Source organism: [Empedobacter] haloabium (genome assembly GCA_008011715.2).
GTDB lineage: Bacteria > Pseudomonadota > Gammaproteobacteria > Burkholderiales > Burkholderiaceae_D > Rugamonas > Rugamonas haloabia.
In genome coordinates, this window is sequence record CP136508.1 from 1,992,200 (window position 1) to 2,007,831 (window position 15,632).

At 69.6% G+C, this 15,632-nt stretch carries 19 protein-coding genes; 17 read left to right on the forward strand and 2 right to left on the reverse strand.

The window, feature by feature from the left end; translation table 11 throughout:
- Window position 1: 1 nt before the first annotated feature.
- The 15 genes from cydB (at window position 2) to E7V67_008750 (ending at window position 11,081) form a co-directional block, all read left to right on the forward strand.
- Window positions 2-1,009: a cytochrome d ubiquinol oxidase subunit II gene (cydB, locus tag E7V67_008680; protein ID WUR15164.1), complete on the forward strand. Its 1,008-nt coding sequence runs from the start codon at window positions 2-4 to the stop codon at window positions 1,007-1,009.
- Window positions 1,009-1,131, forward strand: coding sequence for a DUF2474 family protein (locus E7V67_008685; GenBank protein WUR15165.1), 123 nt, complete (start codon window positions 1,009-1,011; stop codon window positions 1,129-1,131). The genes cydB and E7V67_008685 overlap by 1 nt, the downstream gene beginning before the upstream one ends.
- A gap of 108 nt (window positions 1,132-1,239) precedes the next feature.
- Window positions 1,240-1,368 (forward strand): hypothetical protein, encoded by a 129-nt coding sequence (locus tag E7V67_008690; protein ID WUR15166.1) that lies wholly within the window; start codon window positions 1,240-1,242, stop codon window positions 1,366-1,368.
- A complete protein-coding gene (locus E7V67_008695; GenBank protein ID WUR15167.1) occupies window positions 1,365-1,802 on the forward strand; it encodes a hypothetical protein in 438 nt (145 codons plus the stop codon). The genes E7V67_008690 and E7V67_008695 overlap by 4 nt, the downstream gene beginning before the upstream one ends.
- Window positions 1,803-1,974: 172 nt before the next feature.
- Window positions 1,975-2,640, forward strand: coding sequence for a molecular chaperone TorD family protein (locus E7V67_008700; protein ID WUR15168.1), 666 nt, complete (start codon window positions 1,975-1,977; stop codon window positions 2,638-2,640).
- 10 nt (window positions 2,641-2,650) lie between these two features.
- Window positions 2,651-2,869, forward strand: coding sequence for a formate dehydrogenase (locus tag E7V67_008705; protein ID WUR15169.1), 219 nt, complete (start codon window positions 2,651-2,653; stop codon window positions 2,867-2,869).
- 12 nt (window positions 2,870-2,881) lie between these two features.
- Window positions 2,882-5,704: a formate dehydrogenase subunit alpha gene (locus tag E7V67_008710; GenBank protein WUR15170.1), complete on the forward strand. Its 2,823-nt coding sequence runs from the start codon at window positions 2,882-2,884 to the stop codon at window positions 5,702-5,704.
- A 13-nt stretch (window positions 5,705-5,717) separates the two neighbouring features.
- A complete protein-coding gene (gene fdh3B / locus E7V67_008715; protein ID WUR15171.1) occupies window positions 5,718-6,395 on the forward strand; it encodes a formate dehydrogenase FDH3 subunit beta in 678 nt (225 codons plus the stop codon).
- Window positions 6,380-6,607 (forward strand): hypothetical protein, encoded by a 228-nt coding sequence (locus E7V67_008720; protein WUR15172.1) that lies wholly within the window; start codon window positions 6,380-6,382, stop codon window positions 6,605-6,607. The genes fdh3B and E7V67_008720 overlap by 16 nt, the downstream gene beginning before the upstream one ends.
- Window positions 6,608-6,617: 10 nt before the next feature.
- Complete coding sequence (locus E7V67_008725) at window positions 6,618-7,712, forward strand: formate dehydrogenase subunit gamma (protein WUR15173.1); 1,095 nt, start codon at window positions 6,618-6,620, stop codon at window positions 7,710-7,712.
- Complete coding sequence (locus E7V67_008730; protein WUR15174.1) at window positions 7,712-8,140, forward strand: hypothetical protein; 429 nt, start codon at window positions 7,712-7,714, stop codon at window positions 8,138-8,140. The genes E7V67_008725 and E7V67_008730 overlap by 1 nt, the downstream gene beginning before the upstream one ends.
- Complete coding sequence (locus tag E7V67_008735) at window positions 8,137-8,553, forward strand: hypothetical protein (GenBank protein WUR15175.1); 417 nt, start codon at window positions 8,137-8,139, stop codon at window positions 8,551-8,553. Before E7V67_008730 ends, E7V67_008735 begins: the two co-directional genes overlap by 4 nt.
- Window positions 8,550-8,990 carry a DUF3305 domain-containing protein gene (locus E7V67_008740; protein ID WUR15176.1) on the forward strand — a complete coding sequence of 147 codons (441 nt, stop codon included), beginning with the start codon at window positions 8,550-8,552 and terminating at the stop codon, window positions 8,988-8,990. Before E7V67_008735 ends, E7V67_008740 begins: the two co-directional genes overlap by 4 nt.
- Complete coding sequence (locus E7V67_008745) at window positions 8,983-9,495, forward strand: DUF3306 domain-containing protein (protein WUR15177.1); 513 nt, start codon at window positions 8,983-8,985, stop codon at window positions 9,493-9,495. The genes E7V67_008740 and E7V67_008745 overlap by 8 nt, the downstream gene beginning before the upstream one ends.
- A complete protein-coding gene (locus tag E7V67_008750) occupies window positions 9,492-11,081 on the forward strand; it encodes a 4Fe-4S binding protein (GenBank protein WUR15178.1) in 1,590 nt (529 codons plus the stop codon). Before E7V67_008745 ends, E7V67_008750 begins: the two co-directional genes overlap by 4 nt.
- An 89-nt stretch (window positions 11,082-11,170) precedes the next feature.
- Here E7V67_008750 and E7V67_008755 read toward each other — a convergent pair whose 3' ends face one another.
- Entirely contained in the window at window positions 11,171-11,980 is an 810-nt protein-coding gene (locus E7V67_008755; GenBank protein WUR15179.1) for a PEP-CTERM sorting domain-containing protein, read from the reverse strand.
- A gap of 292 nt (window positions 11,981-12,272) precedes the next feature.
- Here E7V67_008755 and E7V67_008760 point away from each other — a divergent pair, with 292 nt between their 5' ends.
- On the forward strand, window positions 12,273-12,437 hold the full coding sequence (locus E7V67_008760; protein ID WUR15180.1) for a hypothetical protein: 165 nt from the start codon (window positions 12,273-12,275) through the stop codon (window positions 12,435-12,437).
- Between the two features lie 38 nt (window positions 12,438-12,475).
- On the opposite strand, the gene E7V67_008765 is transcribed toward E7V67_008760, so the two are convergent.
- Window positions 12,476-13,330 (reverse strand): 2OG-Fe(II) oxygenase, encoded by an 855-nt coding sequence (locus E7V67_008765; protein WUR15181.1) that lies wholly within the window; start codon window positions 13,328-13,330, stop codon window positions 12,476-12,478.
- A 331-nt stretch (window positions 13,331-13,661) separates the two neighbouring features.
- Between E7V67_008765 and E7V67_008770 the strand changes: the two genes are divergently transcribed.
- Window positions 13,662-15,632 (forward strand): TonB-dependent receptor, encoded by a 1,971-nt coding sequence (locus E7V67_008770; protein WUR15182.1) that lies wholly within the window; start codon window positions 13,662-13,664, stop codon window positions 15,630-15,632.

The following is a 15,632-nucleotide window of genomic DNA, read 5'->3' on the forward strand; positions in this document are numbered from 1 at the left end:
CATGGACGTCGACATCACCGTGATCTGGGCCGCCATCGTCTTTTTCGGCGTGTTCATGTACGTCGTCATGGACGGCTTCGACCTGGGCATCGGCATGCTGTACCCGTTCGTGCCGGCGCGGGCCGACCGCGACGTGATGATGAACACCGTGGCGCCCGTGTGGGACGGCAACGAGACCTGGCTGGTGCTGGGCGGCGCGGGTTTGCTGGCGGCCTTTCCGGTGGCGTATTCGATCGTGCTGTCCGGCCTGTACCTGCCGCTGATCTTCATGCTGCTGGGATTGCTGTTTCGCGGCGTCGCGTTCGAGTTCCGCTTCAAGGCGCGCGAGCGCGAGCGCCACGTCTGGGACAAGGCCTTCATCGGCGGCTCGCTGGTGGCCGCGTTCTTCCAGGGCGTGGCGCTGGGTGCCTTCCTGAGCGGCATTCCGGTCTCCGGCCGCAGCTTCAGCGGCACGGCGCTGGGCTGGCTGTCGCCGTTCGCGCTGGCCGCCGGCTGCGGCACGATGATCGCCTACACGCTGCTGGGCGCCACCTGGCTGATCATGAAGACGGAAGGGTCGTTGCAGCAGCGCATGCTGCGCCTCACGCGGCCGCTGACATTCCTGATGCTGGCGGCCATCGTCGCGGTCAGCGTCTGGACGCCGCTGCGCTACCCGCAGGTGGCCGAGCGCTGGTTCAGCTTCCCCAATATGGCGCTGCTCGCGCCGGTACCGGCGCTGGTGCTGCTGGCCGTGTTCGTGCTGCTGCGCTCCCTGTCGCGCAACCCGCACCGGCTGCCCTTCCTGATGGCGCTGGCGCTGGTGTTCCTGGCCTACGCGGGCATGGCGATCAGCATCTGGCCGCACATCGTGCCGCCCTACATCACGATCTGGGAAGCGGCGGCGCCGCCATCGAGCCAGCGCTTCGCGCTGGCCGGCACGCTGTGCATCCTGCCGTTCATCCTGATGTATACCGCCTGGTCGTACTTCGTCTTCCGCGGCAAGGTCAAGGCGGGCGAGGGCTACCACTAATGGCGCCGCGCTGGCTGCGCCGGCTCGGCTGGCTGCTGGTGTTCTGGTGCGGCGGCGTGGCGGCGCTGGCCGCGGTGGCGGGGTTGCTGCGCCTGCTGATGCACGCGGCCGGCATGCGCTGAGCGCCCGCTTGCTTGCCAAAAACATAAGGTACGGGTAATCTGGCGCCGTCGGCCGTGCCCTGGCACGCCGGCGCCTGTCATTTCACTCTGCCAGATATGGGACCTGCATTGATCACGACCGTCAAGCGGCTGGCCGTCGCCGGCCTGCTGTGCCTTGCCGTCAGCGGCTGTGCCGCCTGGGAATCGGCAACGAAATGCCTGCCGACGACGCCCGGCTTTCCGCTGTGCGGCCTGTGACGCGCGGGCGCACGGCGCTGCTGCTGGCCGGCGCCATGTCGCTGACCGCCGCCATCGGCCACCTGGCCTGCATCGCCGGCGGGCCGCGCTGGTACCTCGCCATGGGCGCGGGCGAACGCATGGCGGCCGCCGTCGCACAAGGCCGGTGGCAGCCGACGCTGGTCACGCTGGCGATCGCCGCCGTGCTGGCGCTGTGGGGCCTGTATGCCTGGTCCGGCGCCGGGCTGATCGGCCGCCTGCCGCTGCTGCGCTGGGCGCTGGCCGGCGTCACGACCGTCTACCTGGCGCGTGGCCTGCTGTTCGTTCCGCTGCAGGCGCACTTTCCCGGCAACAGCCCGGCATTCTGGTACGTGAGCTCCGCCATCTGCGCCGCCATCGGCCTGGTCCATCTGGCCGGGCTGTGGCAGGCCTGGCCGCGCCTGGCAGGGCGCTGACCGGCCTATACCGCCGAGCCCGTGTCAACATCGGGGTCAGGCACGAAAGCTGACACGGGCTCGGCGGTAGCGGCGCAGGTCCCGGCCGCTTTCGCGCTGTTCAACCGTGCGCCCGGCATCCCCATGCGCAACGTACACTTCTCCTATGATTTTGCTAACGGGAGACCACTCCGTGCCGGGCCAGTCAGCGTGTTGTTCCGCCAGCCAACCCACCGTCGCGCCCGTCGCGCCGCCGCTCGGCGCTGAAGACCAGGCCCGGGCCGACCTGTACGCGTTGGCCGCGCGCCTGCTGCTGGCACCGCCGGACGCGGCCTTGCTGGCCGACCTGGCAGCGGCCGATCCGATCCTCGGCAGCCACGACGAACGGCCCCTGGAGGATGCGTGGGAGCGCCTCGTGCTGGCCGCTGGCGTCGTCGATGCCGCGGCGGTGGCGGAAGAATTCGATGGCCTCTTCATCAGCCTGGGCACGCCGCCCGTCAATCCCTACGGTTCCCTGTACCTGTCCGGCTTCCTCAACGATACGCCGCTGGCGCGCCTGCGCGCCGACCTGGCCGCGCTGGGATTGGCCCGGGTCGCCGGCGTCGCCGAGTTCGAGGACCACCTCGGTGCGCTGTGCGAGACGATGCGCGTGCTGATCCTGTCCGGCCGGCCGCTGACGCGCCAACGGCAGTTGTTCGACGCCCATGTCGCGCCCTGGTTCGAGCGCGGCCTGGCCGATATCGGGCGGGGACCGGGGGCGAACTTCTATCGTGTCGTGGCGGACTTCGTCGCGGCGTTTCTCACCATCGAAGCGCAGGCCTTCGCCGTCGACGGCACGGCCGATCTGGCGCTCGCTTGAAGGATCAACCATGACCGACATCGACTCCACCGCCACCGGCGACGAGCAGTTGCGCGCGCGGCGCGCCTTCCTGAAGGTCGCGCCACTGGGCGCCCTGGCGCTGGTGGCCGGGCCGGCTCCGGCCGCCGCAGCGGCGGCACCGGTGGCGGCAGCGGCGCAGCCGGCCCAGCGCGGCTATCACGAGACGGAGCACATCCGCCGCTACTACCAGACTGCCGCGTACTGGTAACCGAGGAGCACCATGTCCCTGCAAAAGATCACGCCCGACGAAGGCCGCCGCCGGCGCCGCTTCCTGGTCGGTGCCGGCATCACGGCCGGTGCGGGGGCGCTGGCGCGCCACCTGCCGTTGAACATCATGCAGCCGGCGGCAGCGGCCGACCCCGTGCCGAACGCGCCCGTCAAGACCGAGATCAAGCACACCGTGTGCAGCCACTGCTCGGTGGGCTGCTCGGTCGAGGCGGTGGTCAGCAACGGCGTCTGGGTGCGCCAGGAGCCGGCGTTCGATTCGCCGCTGAACATGGGGGCCCACTGCGCCAAGGGCGCGTCGGTACGCGAGCACGGCTTCGGCGAACACCGGCTGCGCTATCCGATGAAGCTGGTCAAGGGCAAGTACCAGCGCATCTCCTGGGACCAGGCCATCGACGAGATCGGCGAGCGCCTGCTGGCTTTGCGCCAGAACGCCGGGCCGGATGCGCTGATGGTGATCGGCAGCTCGAAGCACAACAACGAGCAGGCCTACCTGCTGCGCAAATGGGTCTCGCTATGGGGTTCCAACAACGTCGACCACCAGGCCCGCATCTGCCACTCCACCACCGTGGCCGGCGTCGCGCAGACCTACGGCTACGGCGCGATGACCAATTCCTTCAACGACCTCCATTACAGCAAGGCGGTGCTGTTCATCGGCTCCAACCCGGCCGAGGCGCACCCGATCTCGATGCTGCACTTCCTGCATGCGAAAGAGCTGGGCGCGAAGATGATCGTCATCGACCCGCGCTTCACGCGCACGGCGCGCTTCGCCCACCACTACATCCGCATCCGTCCCGGCACGGACATCGCGCTGGTGTGGGGCATCCTGTGGCACATCTTCGCCAACGGCTGGGAGGATAGAAAGTTCATCGCGGACCGCACCTACGGCATGGAGGAGGTGCGCAAGGAAGTGGCCAAGTGGACGCCGGAAAAGGTGTCGGACGTGACGGGCGTGCCGGAAGCGGCGGTGCGCACGGCCGCCGAGATGCTGGCGCTGAACCGGCCGTCGTCCGTGGTGTGGTGCATGGGCATCACGCAGCACCACGTGGGCACGGCCAATGTGCGGGCGCTGTCGATCCTGCAGCTCGCGCTGGGCAATATCGGCGTGCCGGGCGGCGGCGCCAACATCTACCGTGGCCACGACAACGTGCAGGGCGCCACCGACGTGGGACCGAACGCCGATTCGCTGCCCGGCTACTACGGCCTGGCCGAGGGCGCGTGGAAGCATTTCGCCACCGTGTGGGACGTCGATTATGAATGGTTGAAAGGGCGCTTCGGCTCCAAGGAACTGATGGAAAAGCCGGGCATCACGGTTTCGCGCTGGTACGACGCGGTCAACGAGCAGGCCCAGTACATGGACCAGCCCAGCAACCTGCGTGCGGTGTTCTACTGGGGCCACGCACCGAACAGCCAGACCCGCCTGCCGGACATGAAGGCGGCCATGCAGAAGCTCGACATGCTGGTCGTGATCGACCCATATCCCAGCCTGACGGCAGCCATGCACGGCCGCCAGGACGGCGTCTACCTGCTGCCGGCTGCCTCGCAGTTCGAGACACAGGGCTCGGTGACGGCGTCGAATCGCAGCATCCAGTGGCGCGAACGGGTGATCCAGCCGCTGTTCGAATGCAAGACGGACCATGAGATCATGTACCTGTTCGCGCGCAAGCTGGGCTTCGCCGAGCAGCTGTGCAAGCGCATCAAGGTGGTCCACAACGAGCCGGTGGTGGAGGACATCCTGCGCGAGATCAACCGCTCGTGCTGGACGATCGGCTACACGGGCTGCTCGCCCGAGCGCCTGAAGCTCCACATGGAAAACAAGCACACCTTCAATCCCACCACGCTGCGCGCCGAGTCGGGACCCTGCAAGGGCGACTACTACGGCCTGCCCTGGCCGTGCTGGGGCACGCCGGAGATGAAGCACCCGGGCACGCCGATCCTGTACGACCTGTCCAAGCCGATCGCGCAGGGCGGCCTGCCGTTCCGCGCGAACTGGGGCGTGGAGCACGACGGCCAGTCGCTGCTGGCGGCGGACGGCTCGACCAACCGGGACAGCGAGATCGATACCGGCTACCCGGAGTTCGACCACGTGTTCCTGAAAAAGCTGGGCTGGTGGGCCGAGCTGACGCCGGCCGAGCAGGCTGCTGCCGAGGGCAAGAACTGGAAGACCGACCTGTCCGGCGGGATCATCCGCGTGGCCATCGCGCACGGCTGCGCGCCGTATGGCAATGCGCGGGCGCGCTGCCACGTGTGGAACTTCCCCGATCCCGTACCGGTGCACCGCGAGCCGCTGCTGTCGCCGCGGCGCGACCTAGTGGCGAAGTATCCCACCTACGACGACAAGGCCAACTTCTGGCGCCTGCCCACCCTGTACAAGTCGGTGCAGGCGGTGGACTTCTCGAAGGACTATCCGCTGATCATGACGTCCGGCCGCCTGGTCGAATACGAGGGCGGCGGCGAGGAGACCCGTTCCAATCCCTGGCTGGCCGAGCTGCAGCAGCACATGTTCTGCGAGGTGAACCCGCAGGACGCGGCGCAGGTGGGCGCGAAGCTGGGCGAATACATCTGGATCGAGACGCCGACGGGCGCGCGCCTGAAGATGATGGCGATGGTCACGCCGCGGGTGCCGCCCGGGACGGTGTGGATGCCGTTCCACTTCGGCGGCTGGTGGATGGGCGAGGACCTGGAGAAGCATTACCCGGAGGGCGGCGCCCCGGAAGTGCGCGGCGAGTCCGTCAACACCGGCTGGACGTACGGCTACGACGCCGTGACGATGATGCAGGAAACCAAGGTCTCGCTGTGCCGGCTGGCGCGGGCCTGAAGGAGGAACAAGCATGGCCGCACGCATGAAATTCATCTGCGACACGGAGCGCTGCATCGACTGCAACGGCTGCGTGACCGCCTGCAAGAACGAGCACGAACTGCCGTGGGGGATCAACCGCCGCCGCGTCGTGACGATCAACGACGGCGTGCCGGGCGAGCGCTCCGTCTCCGTCGCTTGCATGCACTGCACCGACGCGCCCTGCCTGGCGGTCTGCCCGGTGAACTGCATCTACCACACCGAGGACGGCATCGTCCTGCACAGCAAGGACCAGTGCATCGGCTGCGGCTACTGTTATTACGCCTGCCCGTTCGGCGCGCCGCAGTTCCCCGAGACGGGTCTGTTCAACCACCGCGGCAAGATGGACAAGTGCACCTTCTGCGCCGGCGGGCCGGAACCGGATACCTCGGACGCCGAGTTCAAGAAATACGGCCGCAACCGCATCGCCGAGGGCAAGCTGCCCGCCTGCGCCGAGATGTGCGGCACCAAGGCGCTGCTGGGCGGCGATGCCGATGTCGTCGCCAACATCTACCGCCAGCGCGTCGAGACGCGCGGCTACGGTCCCGAGCTGTGGGGCTGGAAGATCGCCTACGGCCGCTCGAAGCGCGGCGAAACCCAGGTGCGGGGCGACCTGCCGCGCGAGAACCAGCAGGTCGGCGACAGCCAGAACGATCCATGGAGGATCCCGTGAGGGCGCGGCGGCTGGCAGTACTGCTGTTGCCCGTGCTGCTGTGCGGTTGCCTGGAAGTGGACCAGCACCCCGGCTGGAAGGAAGGGCAGTACGCGGGCAAGCGCGACAACCGGCATTTCCAGACCCGCTTCCACGGCGACCGCTTCGCCTGGATGGCGACGATCATGAACCGCAACGACAAGCAGAACGAATACAACCGGGCCAACCCGTAAGGACTTCATCATGGGACCTCTCATCTTCGCGCGCGCTCGGTCATGGCTGGCCTTCCTGCTGCTGCTGTGGGCCTTCGCGCAATTCGCCCACGCCGCCGTTCCCAACAAGGACGCGACGCCGGCCTATGCGGAAGAGCAGACGATGCTGCAGGTCGAAGCCGACTCGCGCACGCCCGAACCGGGCCTGGCCGACCCGGCCTCCGGCCGCGTGCACGTCGACCGGCACTACCTCGGCCAGTACGGCGCCACCGAGGGCAACGTCATCGTCCAGCGCGGCGGCAATACCTGGCGCGAATGGCGCAACGGTCCGCTCGCCACGACGGCCGGCATGATCCTCGTGCTGGCGCTGCTGGCGATCTTCCTGTTCTACAGCGCCGTCGGTCCGGCCCGCCTCGATGCGCCGGAATCGGGCCGGCGCCTGCAGCGCTTCAACCGCTGGGAGCGCTGGGTGCACTGGGCCACGGCCATCAGCTTCCTGCTGCTGGCGGCAACCGGCCTCGTCATCCTGTTCGGCAAGGTGGTGCTGCTGCCGCTGCTGGGACACGACATCTTTTCGAGCCTGGCCTACGTGTCGAAGTACCTGCACAATTTCGCCGGGCCGCTGTTCATCGTCTGCTCGGTGCTGATGTTCGTCACCTTCCTGCGCCGCAACATCCCGCGCCGCGTGGACTGGCAATGGGTCAGGCAGGGCGGCGGGCTGGTGACGCACAAGCACGTGCCGGCCGGCTTCTTCAACGCCGGCGAGAAGGCGTGGTTCTGGTTCGGCGTGACCTTGCTGGGCCTCGTCATGTCGGTCAGCGGCCTGGTGCTCGATTTCGCCGTCGGCCAGACCCGCTACGTGATGCAGATCGCGAACTACCTGCATCTGGCGGGCGCCACCTTCTACATCGCCGCCGCGATGGGCCACATCTACATCGGCACCCTGGGCACGCCCGGCGCCTACCGCGCCATGCGCGAGGGCTACGTGGACGAGGAATGGGCGCGCGCCCACCACTCGCTGTGGTACGAGGAAGTGCAGGCAACGGGGCAGGGCGGCACGCGGCCACCGCCGGCCGGCCACCCGCATCCCCGGCCGGGCCCAGGCAACGCACCGCGGGGGCACTGATGACAGCACCGGTCTTTCTGCGCTGCGCGCTGGTGCTGCTGCCGCTGCTGCTGGCCGGCTGCGAGCGCGAGCACGCGGCGGCCAACGGCGTGGTGCAGACGAAGTTCCCCGGCCAGGTCTCGGCCGGCGGCGGCACCAGCGGCGAGGTGATCGCCCGCAGCAGCCGGCCCGTCACCGATGCCACCTATGCCGGCGGCACACCGGGCATTGCCGGCGGCTCCGGCGGCAACACGTCGGGTGCGGCGACCGGCGGCACCGTGCAGGAATCCGGCCAGGGGCCGTCGCGCGGCACCAGCCAGCCGGACAGCGCGGGCCGTCCCGGCGCCACGCTGCCGCCGGGCGACATGGGCAAGCCGGCCGCGCCGACTTCGACCGAACCTGGTGCCGGCGGCGCGGCCGTCCACCGCGATCCGGGAGGGGCAAGATGAAGAACGTCATGCCGGGCGCTGCCCTGCTGCTGGCGAGCGCGCTGGCGCATGCCACCTTGCCGCCGCCGACGCCGCAACAGGCCGCGGCGGCGGCGGCCAAGAAGGCCCAGGCCGACGCCCAGGCGCAGCAGGACAAGGCGGCGCTGCTGCAGTCGATGGACGCGGTCAGTGCGCGCTGGCGTGCCCGCGCCGCGAAAGAAGGCTGGAGCACGCATCCGCCGGTAGCGGTTGCGGCGCCTGCCGCGGCAGTCACCGCGCCGGCAACGCCGGCCCCGCCAGCGGCGCCAGTGCCGGTGCGCAGCGAGAAGCTGGGTACGGCGCCGGCCAGCGAGGACGTCAAGGCCCGGCCCACGCAGCCGGTACCGCGTGGCACGCCGCCCACCGTCAACAAACCGAAACGCGAGATGCAATGAAACTGGGAAGCATGCCGATCGCCGTGATCATGCAGCGCCGCACGCCGCGCCACCGCTGGGCCGGCGAGGCCTGGGCCGCCGTCGGCATCGTGCGCGACAGTGGCAGCCTGCCGCCGCTGCGGATGCTGTCGCAGAGTCCCGAGGGCGACGACTACCTCGTCTCCGGCCTGGAGCTGGAGCTGTACCCGGACGAGAACGAGGGCTACTACGAGAACTTCATGGCGCCGGAAGCGAAAGTGTTCGTGCTGTGGCGCATGCAGGACGGTCGCGCGATGCCGGTGCGCGCTTCCGTCAGCTACGTCGAGGGCACGCGCATGTTCGACTCCGGCGAGAACGCCGACGGGGTGGCGATGCCGCCGGAGGTGCAGGCCTGGCTGCGCGCCTACCTGCACGCGCATTACCAGCCGAAGCCGAAGCGGGGGCGCCAGCATGGCTGAAACATCGCAGTCGGCCGGTTTCCTGCGGCGCTGGTCGCGGCTGAAAAGCGGCGTCACCGAGGAGGCGGTCGCGCCAGCGCCGGCCGTCGCCGAGCCGGCCCGGCCGGCACCGCCCACGCTGGCCGACGTGGCGCAGCTGGGCGCGGACGCGGACTTCAGCCGCTTCGTGACGCCTGGCGTGGACGGCGCGGTGCGCCGGCTGGCGCTGAAAAAACTGTTCGCCGACCCGCACTTCAACGTGCCGGACGGCCTGGATATCTATATGGGCGACTACACGCAGGCCAGTCCGATCCCCGCCGCGATGATGGCCGCGCTGCAGCACGCGCGCAATGTGGTCGGCCGCGTGGCGGACGAGGAGGACCCTGCCGCCACGACGCACCCCGACCCGGCCGATACCAGCAAGACCGATCCGACCGAACCGGCCGGCGCCGATCCTGGCGTCCACGCGCCATCAGCGGCGCCGGACCCCGCGGCCGACCCCGACCCGGACGACATCACCGTATGAATATTGCGTATTTCCCCGCGGCGCAAACCAGCCCGGACGCCACGACGCAGGCGGCCCTGGCCGCGCTGGCGGCATTGCCGGCTGCCCAAGCGCAGGACGCCGTCACCTACCGCTCCGCCGGCAATACCGTCGTCATCGGCGCCGGGCCGGAAGCGCTGGCGCTGGCCGATTACCTGGCCCGTGCGCTGCCCGTCACGCTGCTGCTGCGCGACGGCGCGGTACCCGAGCGCACGTATCCGGTCTTTGCCGCCGAGCGCATCGCGCTGAGCGGCTGGCTGGGCGCGTTTGCCGTGCGCTGGCAGGGCGGGGCGGACGAAGCGCGTTCCGCCGCGTTCGACCTCGTGCTGGACCTGGGCGGGCAGCCCCTGATCGGCACGCACCAGGCGCCGCACGGCTACCACGCGCCCGGGCCCGACCCGGCCGCGCGCCAGGCCGCCGCCGACGCGCTGCTGGACCTGGTGGGCGACTTCGAGAAGCCGAAATACTTCGCGTACAAGGAACGCCTGTGCGCGCACGGCCGCAACACGCTGACAGGCTGCAGTGCCTGCGTCGAGATCTGCTCGGCCGGGGCGATCGCGGGCGCCGGCGACCGCATCGAGGTCAATCCCTACCTGTGCGCCGGCTGCGGCGCCTGCACCACGGTGTGCCCGACCGGCGCGCTGTCGTATGCCTATCCCACCGCCACGCAGCTGGGGCGGCGCCTGAAAGCCGCGCTGCAGGCCTACCGCGGCGCCGGCGGCACGGCACCCGTCATCCTGTTCCATGACGCCGCCACGCCGCCCGCAGCCGCGCCGGGCGTCATCCCGCTGGCGCTGCACCATTCGGCGGCGACCGGCATCGACGTGTGGCTGAGCGCCCTGGCGTATGGCGCCGCCGGCGTCGCCGTGCTGCTGGCCGGGACCGAGGCGCCGCAGTATCTGGCCGCGCTGGAACGGCAGATGGCGCTGGCGCAGGCGATCATGGACGGCCTGGGGTATGCCGGCCCCCATTTCACGCTCGGCGACACGGGCCGCTATGCGCGCGGCGAGGTGCCGCTCGAGCCGGCCACGTTCGACATCGCCGCCAACAAACGCGATACGCTGGAATACGCGCTGGATCATCTGCACCGGCACGCCCACGCGCAACCGCAGACGGTGGCGCTGGCGGCCGGCGCGCCGTTCGGCGCGATCGCGCTGAATACGGCCGCGTGCAGCCTGTGCATGGCCTGCGTCGGCGCCTGTCCCGCTTCCGCGCTGCAAGGCGGCGACACGCTGCCGCAACTGCGTTTCGTCGAGAAGAACTGCGTGCAGTGCGGCCTGTGCGCCAATACCTGCCCCGAGCAGGCGATCCGGCTGGTGTCGCGCATGTCGTTCAAAGCCACGCGCAACACGCCGTTCGTGCTGCACGGCTCGCAGCCGTTTCACTGCATCCGTTGCGACAAGCCGTTCGGCACGGTGCAGATGATCGAGACCATGTTGGCGCGCCTCGGTGGCCACGCGGCCTTCGCCGGCAACCTGGAGCGCATGAAGATGTGCGGCGACTGCCGCGTCGTCGACATGATGGCGCCGCAGGACGAGATGCGCGTGATCCCGCTGCGGCGGGGCTGAAACCCCGCAGTGTATGAAGCACCGAACACTGGTGTCAGGCACCTATCTGCGGGTCTTTGACCCGCAGATAGGTGCCTGACACCGGGGGATCATGAACGCCGCCGAATCGTCCACCCCACCAATGCCAGCCCCGCCAGCGCCATCGGCAGCATGCCCGGTTCCGGCACCGGCGCGATGGCCGTGGTGCCGATCGCCAGCAACGCCACGTCGCCCGTCAGGCTGGCGCCCGTGCGGTTGCTGTAGTCCACCGTCAGCTCGCGCGTAAAATCCACCGCGACCGGGTCGCCCGGTGACGGGCTCAGCGTGACGGCCACGTAGTCCGTGAACACGGACTCGCCCGGCGCCAGCCCGTCCAGGCTGACGGTCAGCGTGCCGCTGGCCAGCCAGGCGTCGTAGATGCCCGGCTCGCTGCCGCGCTCGCCTTGCAGCAGCACCGCGCTGTGGAACGTTACCCCGGTATTGGCCGACAGGACGAACGGCAGCGTGCCACCGTGCAGCCAGGCCGTCGCCGAGGCCCCGTTCGGCTCCAGCGTCGCCACCGTGTCCAGGCTCAGCGACAGAGTGGCCGGGTCGGCGCGGCCGTCGACCCGGGCGGACGTGTGGGCGGCCGGGCTGTAGTCGAGCTCGGCCAGCAACGGATCGCTGCCGGTGGCCATCACATTGTCCTCGTGCAGCACGCCAGCCGCGAATGCGGACACATAGGCGCGCGCCGCGCCCAGCGGGCCCGCCGGCGGCGGCAGGAACCGCAGCGACGGCGCGATGCCGTCGGCCGGGTCGAGGTCGACCAGCGTCCACGTCAGGTTGCCGTGGCTGACATGACCCGTGGCGGCGCCGGCGCCGCCGGCCAGCGATTGCAGCAATAGTGCGGCGGCCGCGCAGGCGGCGCTACGTCGTTTCATGGCGATACTCCCGTCAGAGTGGTAGGGGAGGCAGGTCCGGCCCCGGCTTTCAGCATAGCAGCCGCGGCCGCCAACGGAAGCCGTTTCGGCCCGGCGCGCGCCAGGTGTGGCGCGGGCGATACCACACGGCGCGGCGCGCACGCCACTCCGTGAAACCGCGCACAGTTCGCCCCGGCCACGCCGGGCATACTCGGAACTGTCGGGACCAGCTGGCACATCGATACGGCGGGGCACATCATCCGCCGGCAGACCAATCAGACAGGGGGAGGCAATCGTGCGGGGAGCAGAACTGATGCAGACCAATGCGGTCCAATACAAGGGTTATGAAATCTGCCTGGGATCGGTATACAAGGACGGCGAGCCGCTGTTCCACTATTACGTGCCGCTGGGAGAGCGCGACGGCGGCGTCGAACAGGGCAAGCGCATCATCGACCAGATGGGCCAGGAGCGCGACTGAAGCGGGGCCGGCGTCGGCCGGCCCGCCAGGCGGCAGCGTCAGCGGAACGCTTCCTGGCGCACCCATTTCGTCAGTACCCACTTGTCGCCGGCGCCCACGGGCGCGCCGCCGTGCAAGGTGGCTTCATCGAGCTGTCCCTCGTCGTTCATGTACTCGAAATACACCGCGGCGCCTTTCTTGGGCACCACGGACAGGCCGAGCTTGGGGAACACCGTGTCGCCGGCGTCTTCCACATCGTTCAGGTAGACGATCAGCGTGGCGGTGCGCTGGCCGCCGCGCTTCAGCGTCGCCGCAAAGCCGGGGCTGGTCGGGTCGAAGTAGTCGGGATGCGGCTTGTATTCGGCGCCCACCTGGTAGTGCAGCACGTGCAGCGCCTCGCCATGCGTGACGGGCGTGTTGGTGATCTCGGCGATGCGGCGATTCAGGCGCCGCAGCAGCGCGTTGTCGCCCTCGGGCAGGAAGGCGCCGCGGCTGGTGCGGGTCTCGCGCACCTGGTGTTCGCCGGTGGCGGGGCTCAGCGTGGCGGACGGGGCCAGCTGGTCACGCGCCAGCGCGACGACGGCGTCGCATTCCTCGTCGGACAGCACGTTGTCCAGTACGGCGACGACGGGCTGTTCGAGCCTTACCAGCACCCGCACGTCGCGGTCGCTCGTGCGGATCAGGTTGCCGCGGTGGCGGATGCGTGGGGTACCGTAGCGATAGGGTTCGCGTTCCTTGCGCGCAACGCCGGCGGCGCGCGCCGCGATGCGCTCGCGCACGACCTGCTCGGCAAAGGCGGGGTCGAAATTGGCGGCCGTCATCGCGGCCAGGATATCCTGGGGCCGGCAATGCTTGTCGACGCTGTCGTCGAGCCACCGGTCCCATTCCTCGGGCATGTGCTTGTATTGGTCCATGGCCGCGGAGTATACATAAACCGGGCGGTCAGCGTGCCGGATCGCCCGGGGGCGCCGGCGGCGGCAGCGGGACGACCAGCACGCGCGGGTCCTGGCGCTGCGTGACCTGTTGCTGGACCACCTGGGTGACGACGGCTCGGGGTGGCGGGACGGGGCGGGGCGGCTTGGGGAACATGGTTGGCTGGCGCGAGTTGGATAGTGTGGTGAAAATGAGGCGCAGGCGCCGATTTGCAAGCCTGTATCTCTACGGTGCGGAGAACGCGCGCCGGATGTGTTTATAATTCTTCGAGACAATCTGCAAAGGGACGGCAGCGAGCGTTCGCCCACCGCCATGCATATAACGACAATTCGTCCACTCGTCCTTGCCGTGCTGGCCGCGCTGGCGGTATCCGCCGGTACGGTCGCGTCCGCGGCGGCTGCGGAGCCGCCCCAGCCGGGCGCGGGAGCGCAGACGGGCGACCTGGCCGACCTGTCGCTGGAACAGCTCAACAACGTCGTCATCACCTCCGTGTCGCGCCAGGAGGAACGGCTGGCCAACGCGGCCGCTTCGGTCTTCATCATCAGTGCCGCCGATATCCGGCGCAGCGGTGCCCGCTCGGTGCCGGAAGCGCTGCGCCTCGCTCCCAACCTGCAAGTCGCGCGCCAGACCGCACGCGACTACGCCATCACGGCGCGCGGCTTCAACGGCCAGTTCGCCAACAAGCTGCTGGTGATGATCGACGGCCGCAGCGTCTATTCGCCGCTGTTTTCCGGGGTGTTCTGGGAGACCCAGGACGTCGTCATGGAAGACATCGAGCGGATCGAGGTCATCAGCGGTCCGGGCGCGACGATCTGGGGCGCCAACGCCGTCAATGGCGTCATCAACATCATCACGCGCTCGGCCAAGGATACCCAGGGAGGCCTGGCAACGGTCAGCGCCGGCAACCGCGAGCGCGACGCCACCGTGCGCTACGGCGGCGTGCTGGGCAATGGCGGCCACTACCGGCTGTACGGCCGCTACACCGACGTGGACGACAGCGAGCGCGCCAACGGCACGCCGGATGCCTCCGGCCTGCGCCGGCGCCAGGCCGGCTTCCGCGCCGACTGGGACCGGCCGCTGGGCGGCCTGACCCTGTCCGGCGACGCCTATGCCATCGACCTGGCCCAGCCTGGCCGGCCCGACGCGCCACTGTCCGGTGCCAACCTGATCGCGCGCGTCACGCGCAAGCTGACGGACGACTCCGACCTGCGCCTGCAACTGGTGCTCGATCACGTCGAACGCAACCAGCCGTTCGCCTTCATCGAGCGGCTCGACGTGGTGGACCTGGATGCCCAGCACAGCATGCGCGTCGCCGGGCGCCACAACATCGCGTGGGGTGCCGGCTACCGCTACGCGCGCGACCGCCTGACGCCCAGCCTGGTGTACGGCTTCCTGCCGGCGGAACGCTCGATGCACTGGGGCAGCCTGTTCGCGCAGGACGAGTGGGCCCTGCGCGACGACCTGCGCCTGACCGTGGGGGCGAAGGTCGAGCACAACAACTACACGGGCGCCGAATACCTGCCGAACCTGCGCCTGGCCTGGAGCGCCAGCCCCACCCAGCTGGTGTGGGGCAGCCTGTCGCGCACCGTGCGTGCGCCGTCGCGCATCGACCGCGACTATCACACGCCGGCGGTGCCCATTTTGATCGGCAAGGTGCCGCGTTTCACGGTCGGCGGCGGCCCGGATTTCCAGTCGGAGACGGCCAACGTGGCGGAGCTGGGCTACCGCATCCAGCCGTCGCTGGAATGGTCGTACGCGGCCACGGCGTTCTACGCCGATTATGACCGCCTGCGCACGCAGGAACCGAACGTCAACGGCCCGGCCTACAGCGGGCTGCTGGAGGTGCGCAACATGGCGGCGGGCCAGACCCGCGGCATCGAGATGTGGGCGCGCTGGCAGCCGGTGCAGAGCTGGCGGCTGAACGCCGGCCTGGTCGTGCAGCAGGTGCGCACGCACTTGAAGGAGGGCAGCCGGGACAGCAGCGGCAGTGCCGGCGTCGCCACCAGCGATCCGAACCACTACTGGCAGCTGCGCTCCTCGCACGACCTGCCGTACGATATGCAGCTGGACTGGACCTTGCGCTACACGGGGGCGCTGGAGAAGCCGGCGGTGCCGTCCTATTATGAGCTGGACGCGCACTGGCTGTGGAAGCCGCGCCCGAATGTGGACGTGGCGCTGATCGGCCAGAACCTGCTGCACCGCTCGCACGCCGAATTCGGCGCCGCCCCCAATCGCAGCGTCGTCCAGCGCAGCGTCGTCCTCAAGCTCACGCTGCGGTTCTGA

What these genes read in the sequence shown, in the direction of transcription:
- cydB (WUR15164.1), top strand. Translation starts at nt 2, where the DNA reads ATGGACGTCGACATCACCGTGATCTGGGCCGCCATCGTCTTTTTCGGC.
- E7V67_008685 (WUR15165.1), top strand. Translation starts at nt 1,009, where the DNA reads ATGGCGCCGCGCTGGCTGCGCCGGCTCGGCTGGCTGCTGGTGTTCTGG.
- E7V67_008705 (WUR15169.1), top strand. Translation starts at nt 2,651, where the DNA reads ATGACCGACATCGACTCCACCGCCACCGGCGACGAGCAGTTGCGCGCG.
- E7V67_008710 (WUR15170.1), top strand. Translation starts at nt 2,882, where the DNA reads ATGTCCCTGCAAAAGATCACGCCCGACGAAGGCCGCCGCCGGCGCCGC.
- fdh3B (WUR15171.1), top strand. Translation starts at nt 5,718, where the DNA reads ATGGCCGCACGCATGAAATTCATCTGCGACACGGAGCGCTGCATCGAC.
- E7V67_008720 (WUR15172.1), top strand. Translation starts at nt 6,380, where the DNA reads ATGGAGGATCCCGTGAGGGCGCGGCGGCTGGCAGTACTGCTGTTGCCC.
- E7V67_008725 (WUR15173.1), top strand. Translation starts at nt 6,618, where the DNA reads ATGGGACCTCTCATCTTCGCGCGCGCTCGGTCATGGCTGGCCTTCCTG.
- E7V67_008730 (WUR15174.1), top strand. Translation starts at nt 7,712, where the DNA reads ATGACAGCACCGGTCTTTCTGCGCTGCGCGCTGGTGCTGCTGCCGCTG.
- E7V67_008735 (WUR15175.1), top strand. Translation starts at nt 8,137, where the DNA reads ATGAAGAACGTCATGCCGGGCGCTGCCCTGCTGCTGGCGAGCGCGCTG.
- E7V67_008740 (WUR15176.1), top strand. Translation starts at nt 8,550, where the DNA reads ATGAAACTGGGAAGCATGCCGATCGCCGTGATCATGCAGCGCCGCACG.
- E7V67_008745 (WUR15177.1), top strand. Translation starts at nt 8,983, where the DNA reads ATGGCTGAAACATCGCAGTCGGCCGGTTTCCTGCGGCGCTGGTCGCGG.
- E7V67_008750 (WUR15178.1), top strand. Translation starts at nt 9,492, where the DNA reads ATGAATATTGCGTATTTCCCCGCGGCGCAAACCAGCCCGGACGCCACG.
- E7V67_008755 (WUR15179.1), bottom strand. Translation starts at nt 11,980, where the DNA reads ATGAAACGACGTAGCGCCGCCTGCGCGGCCGCCGCACTATTGCTGCAA.
- E7V67_008760 (WUR15180.1), top strand. Translation starts at nt 12,273, where the DNA reads ATGCAGACCAATGCGGTCCAATACAAGGGTTATGAAATCTGCCTGGGA.
- E7V67_008765 (WUR15181.1), bottom strand. Translation starts at nt 13,330, where the DNA reads ATGGACCAATACAAGCACATGCCCGAGGAATGGGACCGGTGGCTCGAC.
- E7V67_008770 (WUR15182.1), top strand. Translation starts at nt 13,662, where the DNA reads ATGCATATAACGACAATTCGTCCACTCGTCCTTGCCGTGCTGGCCGCG.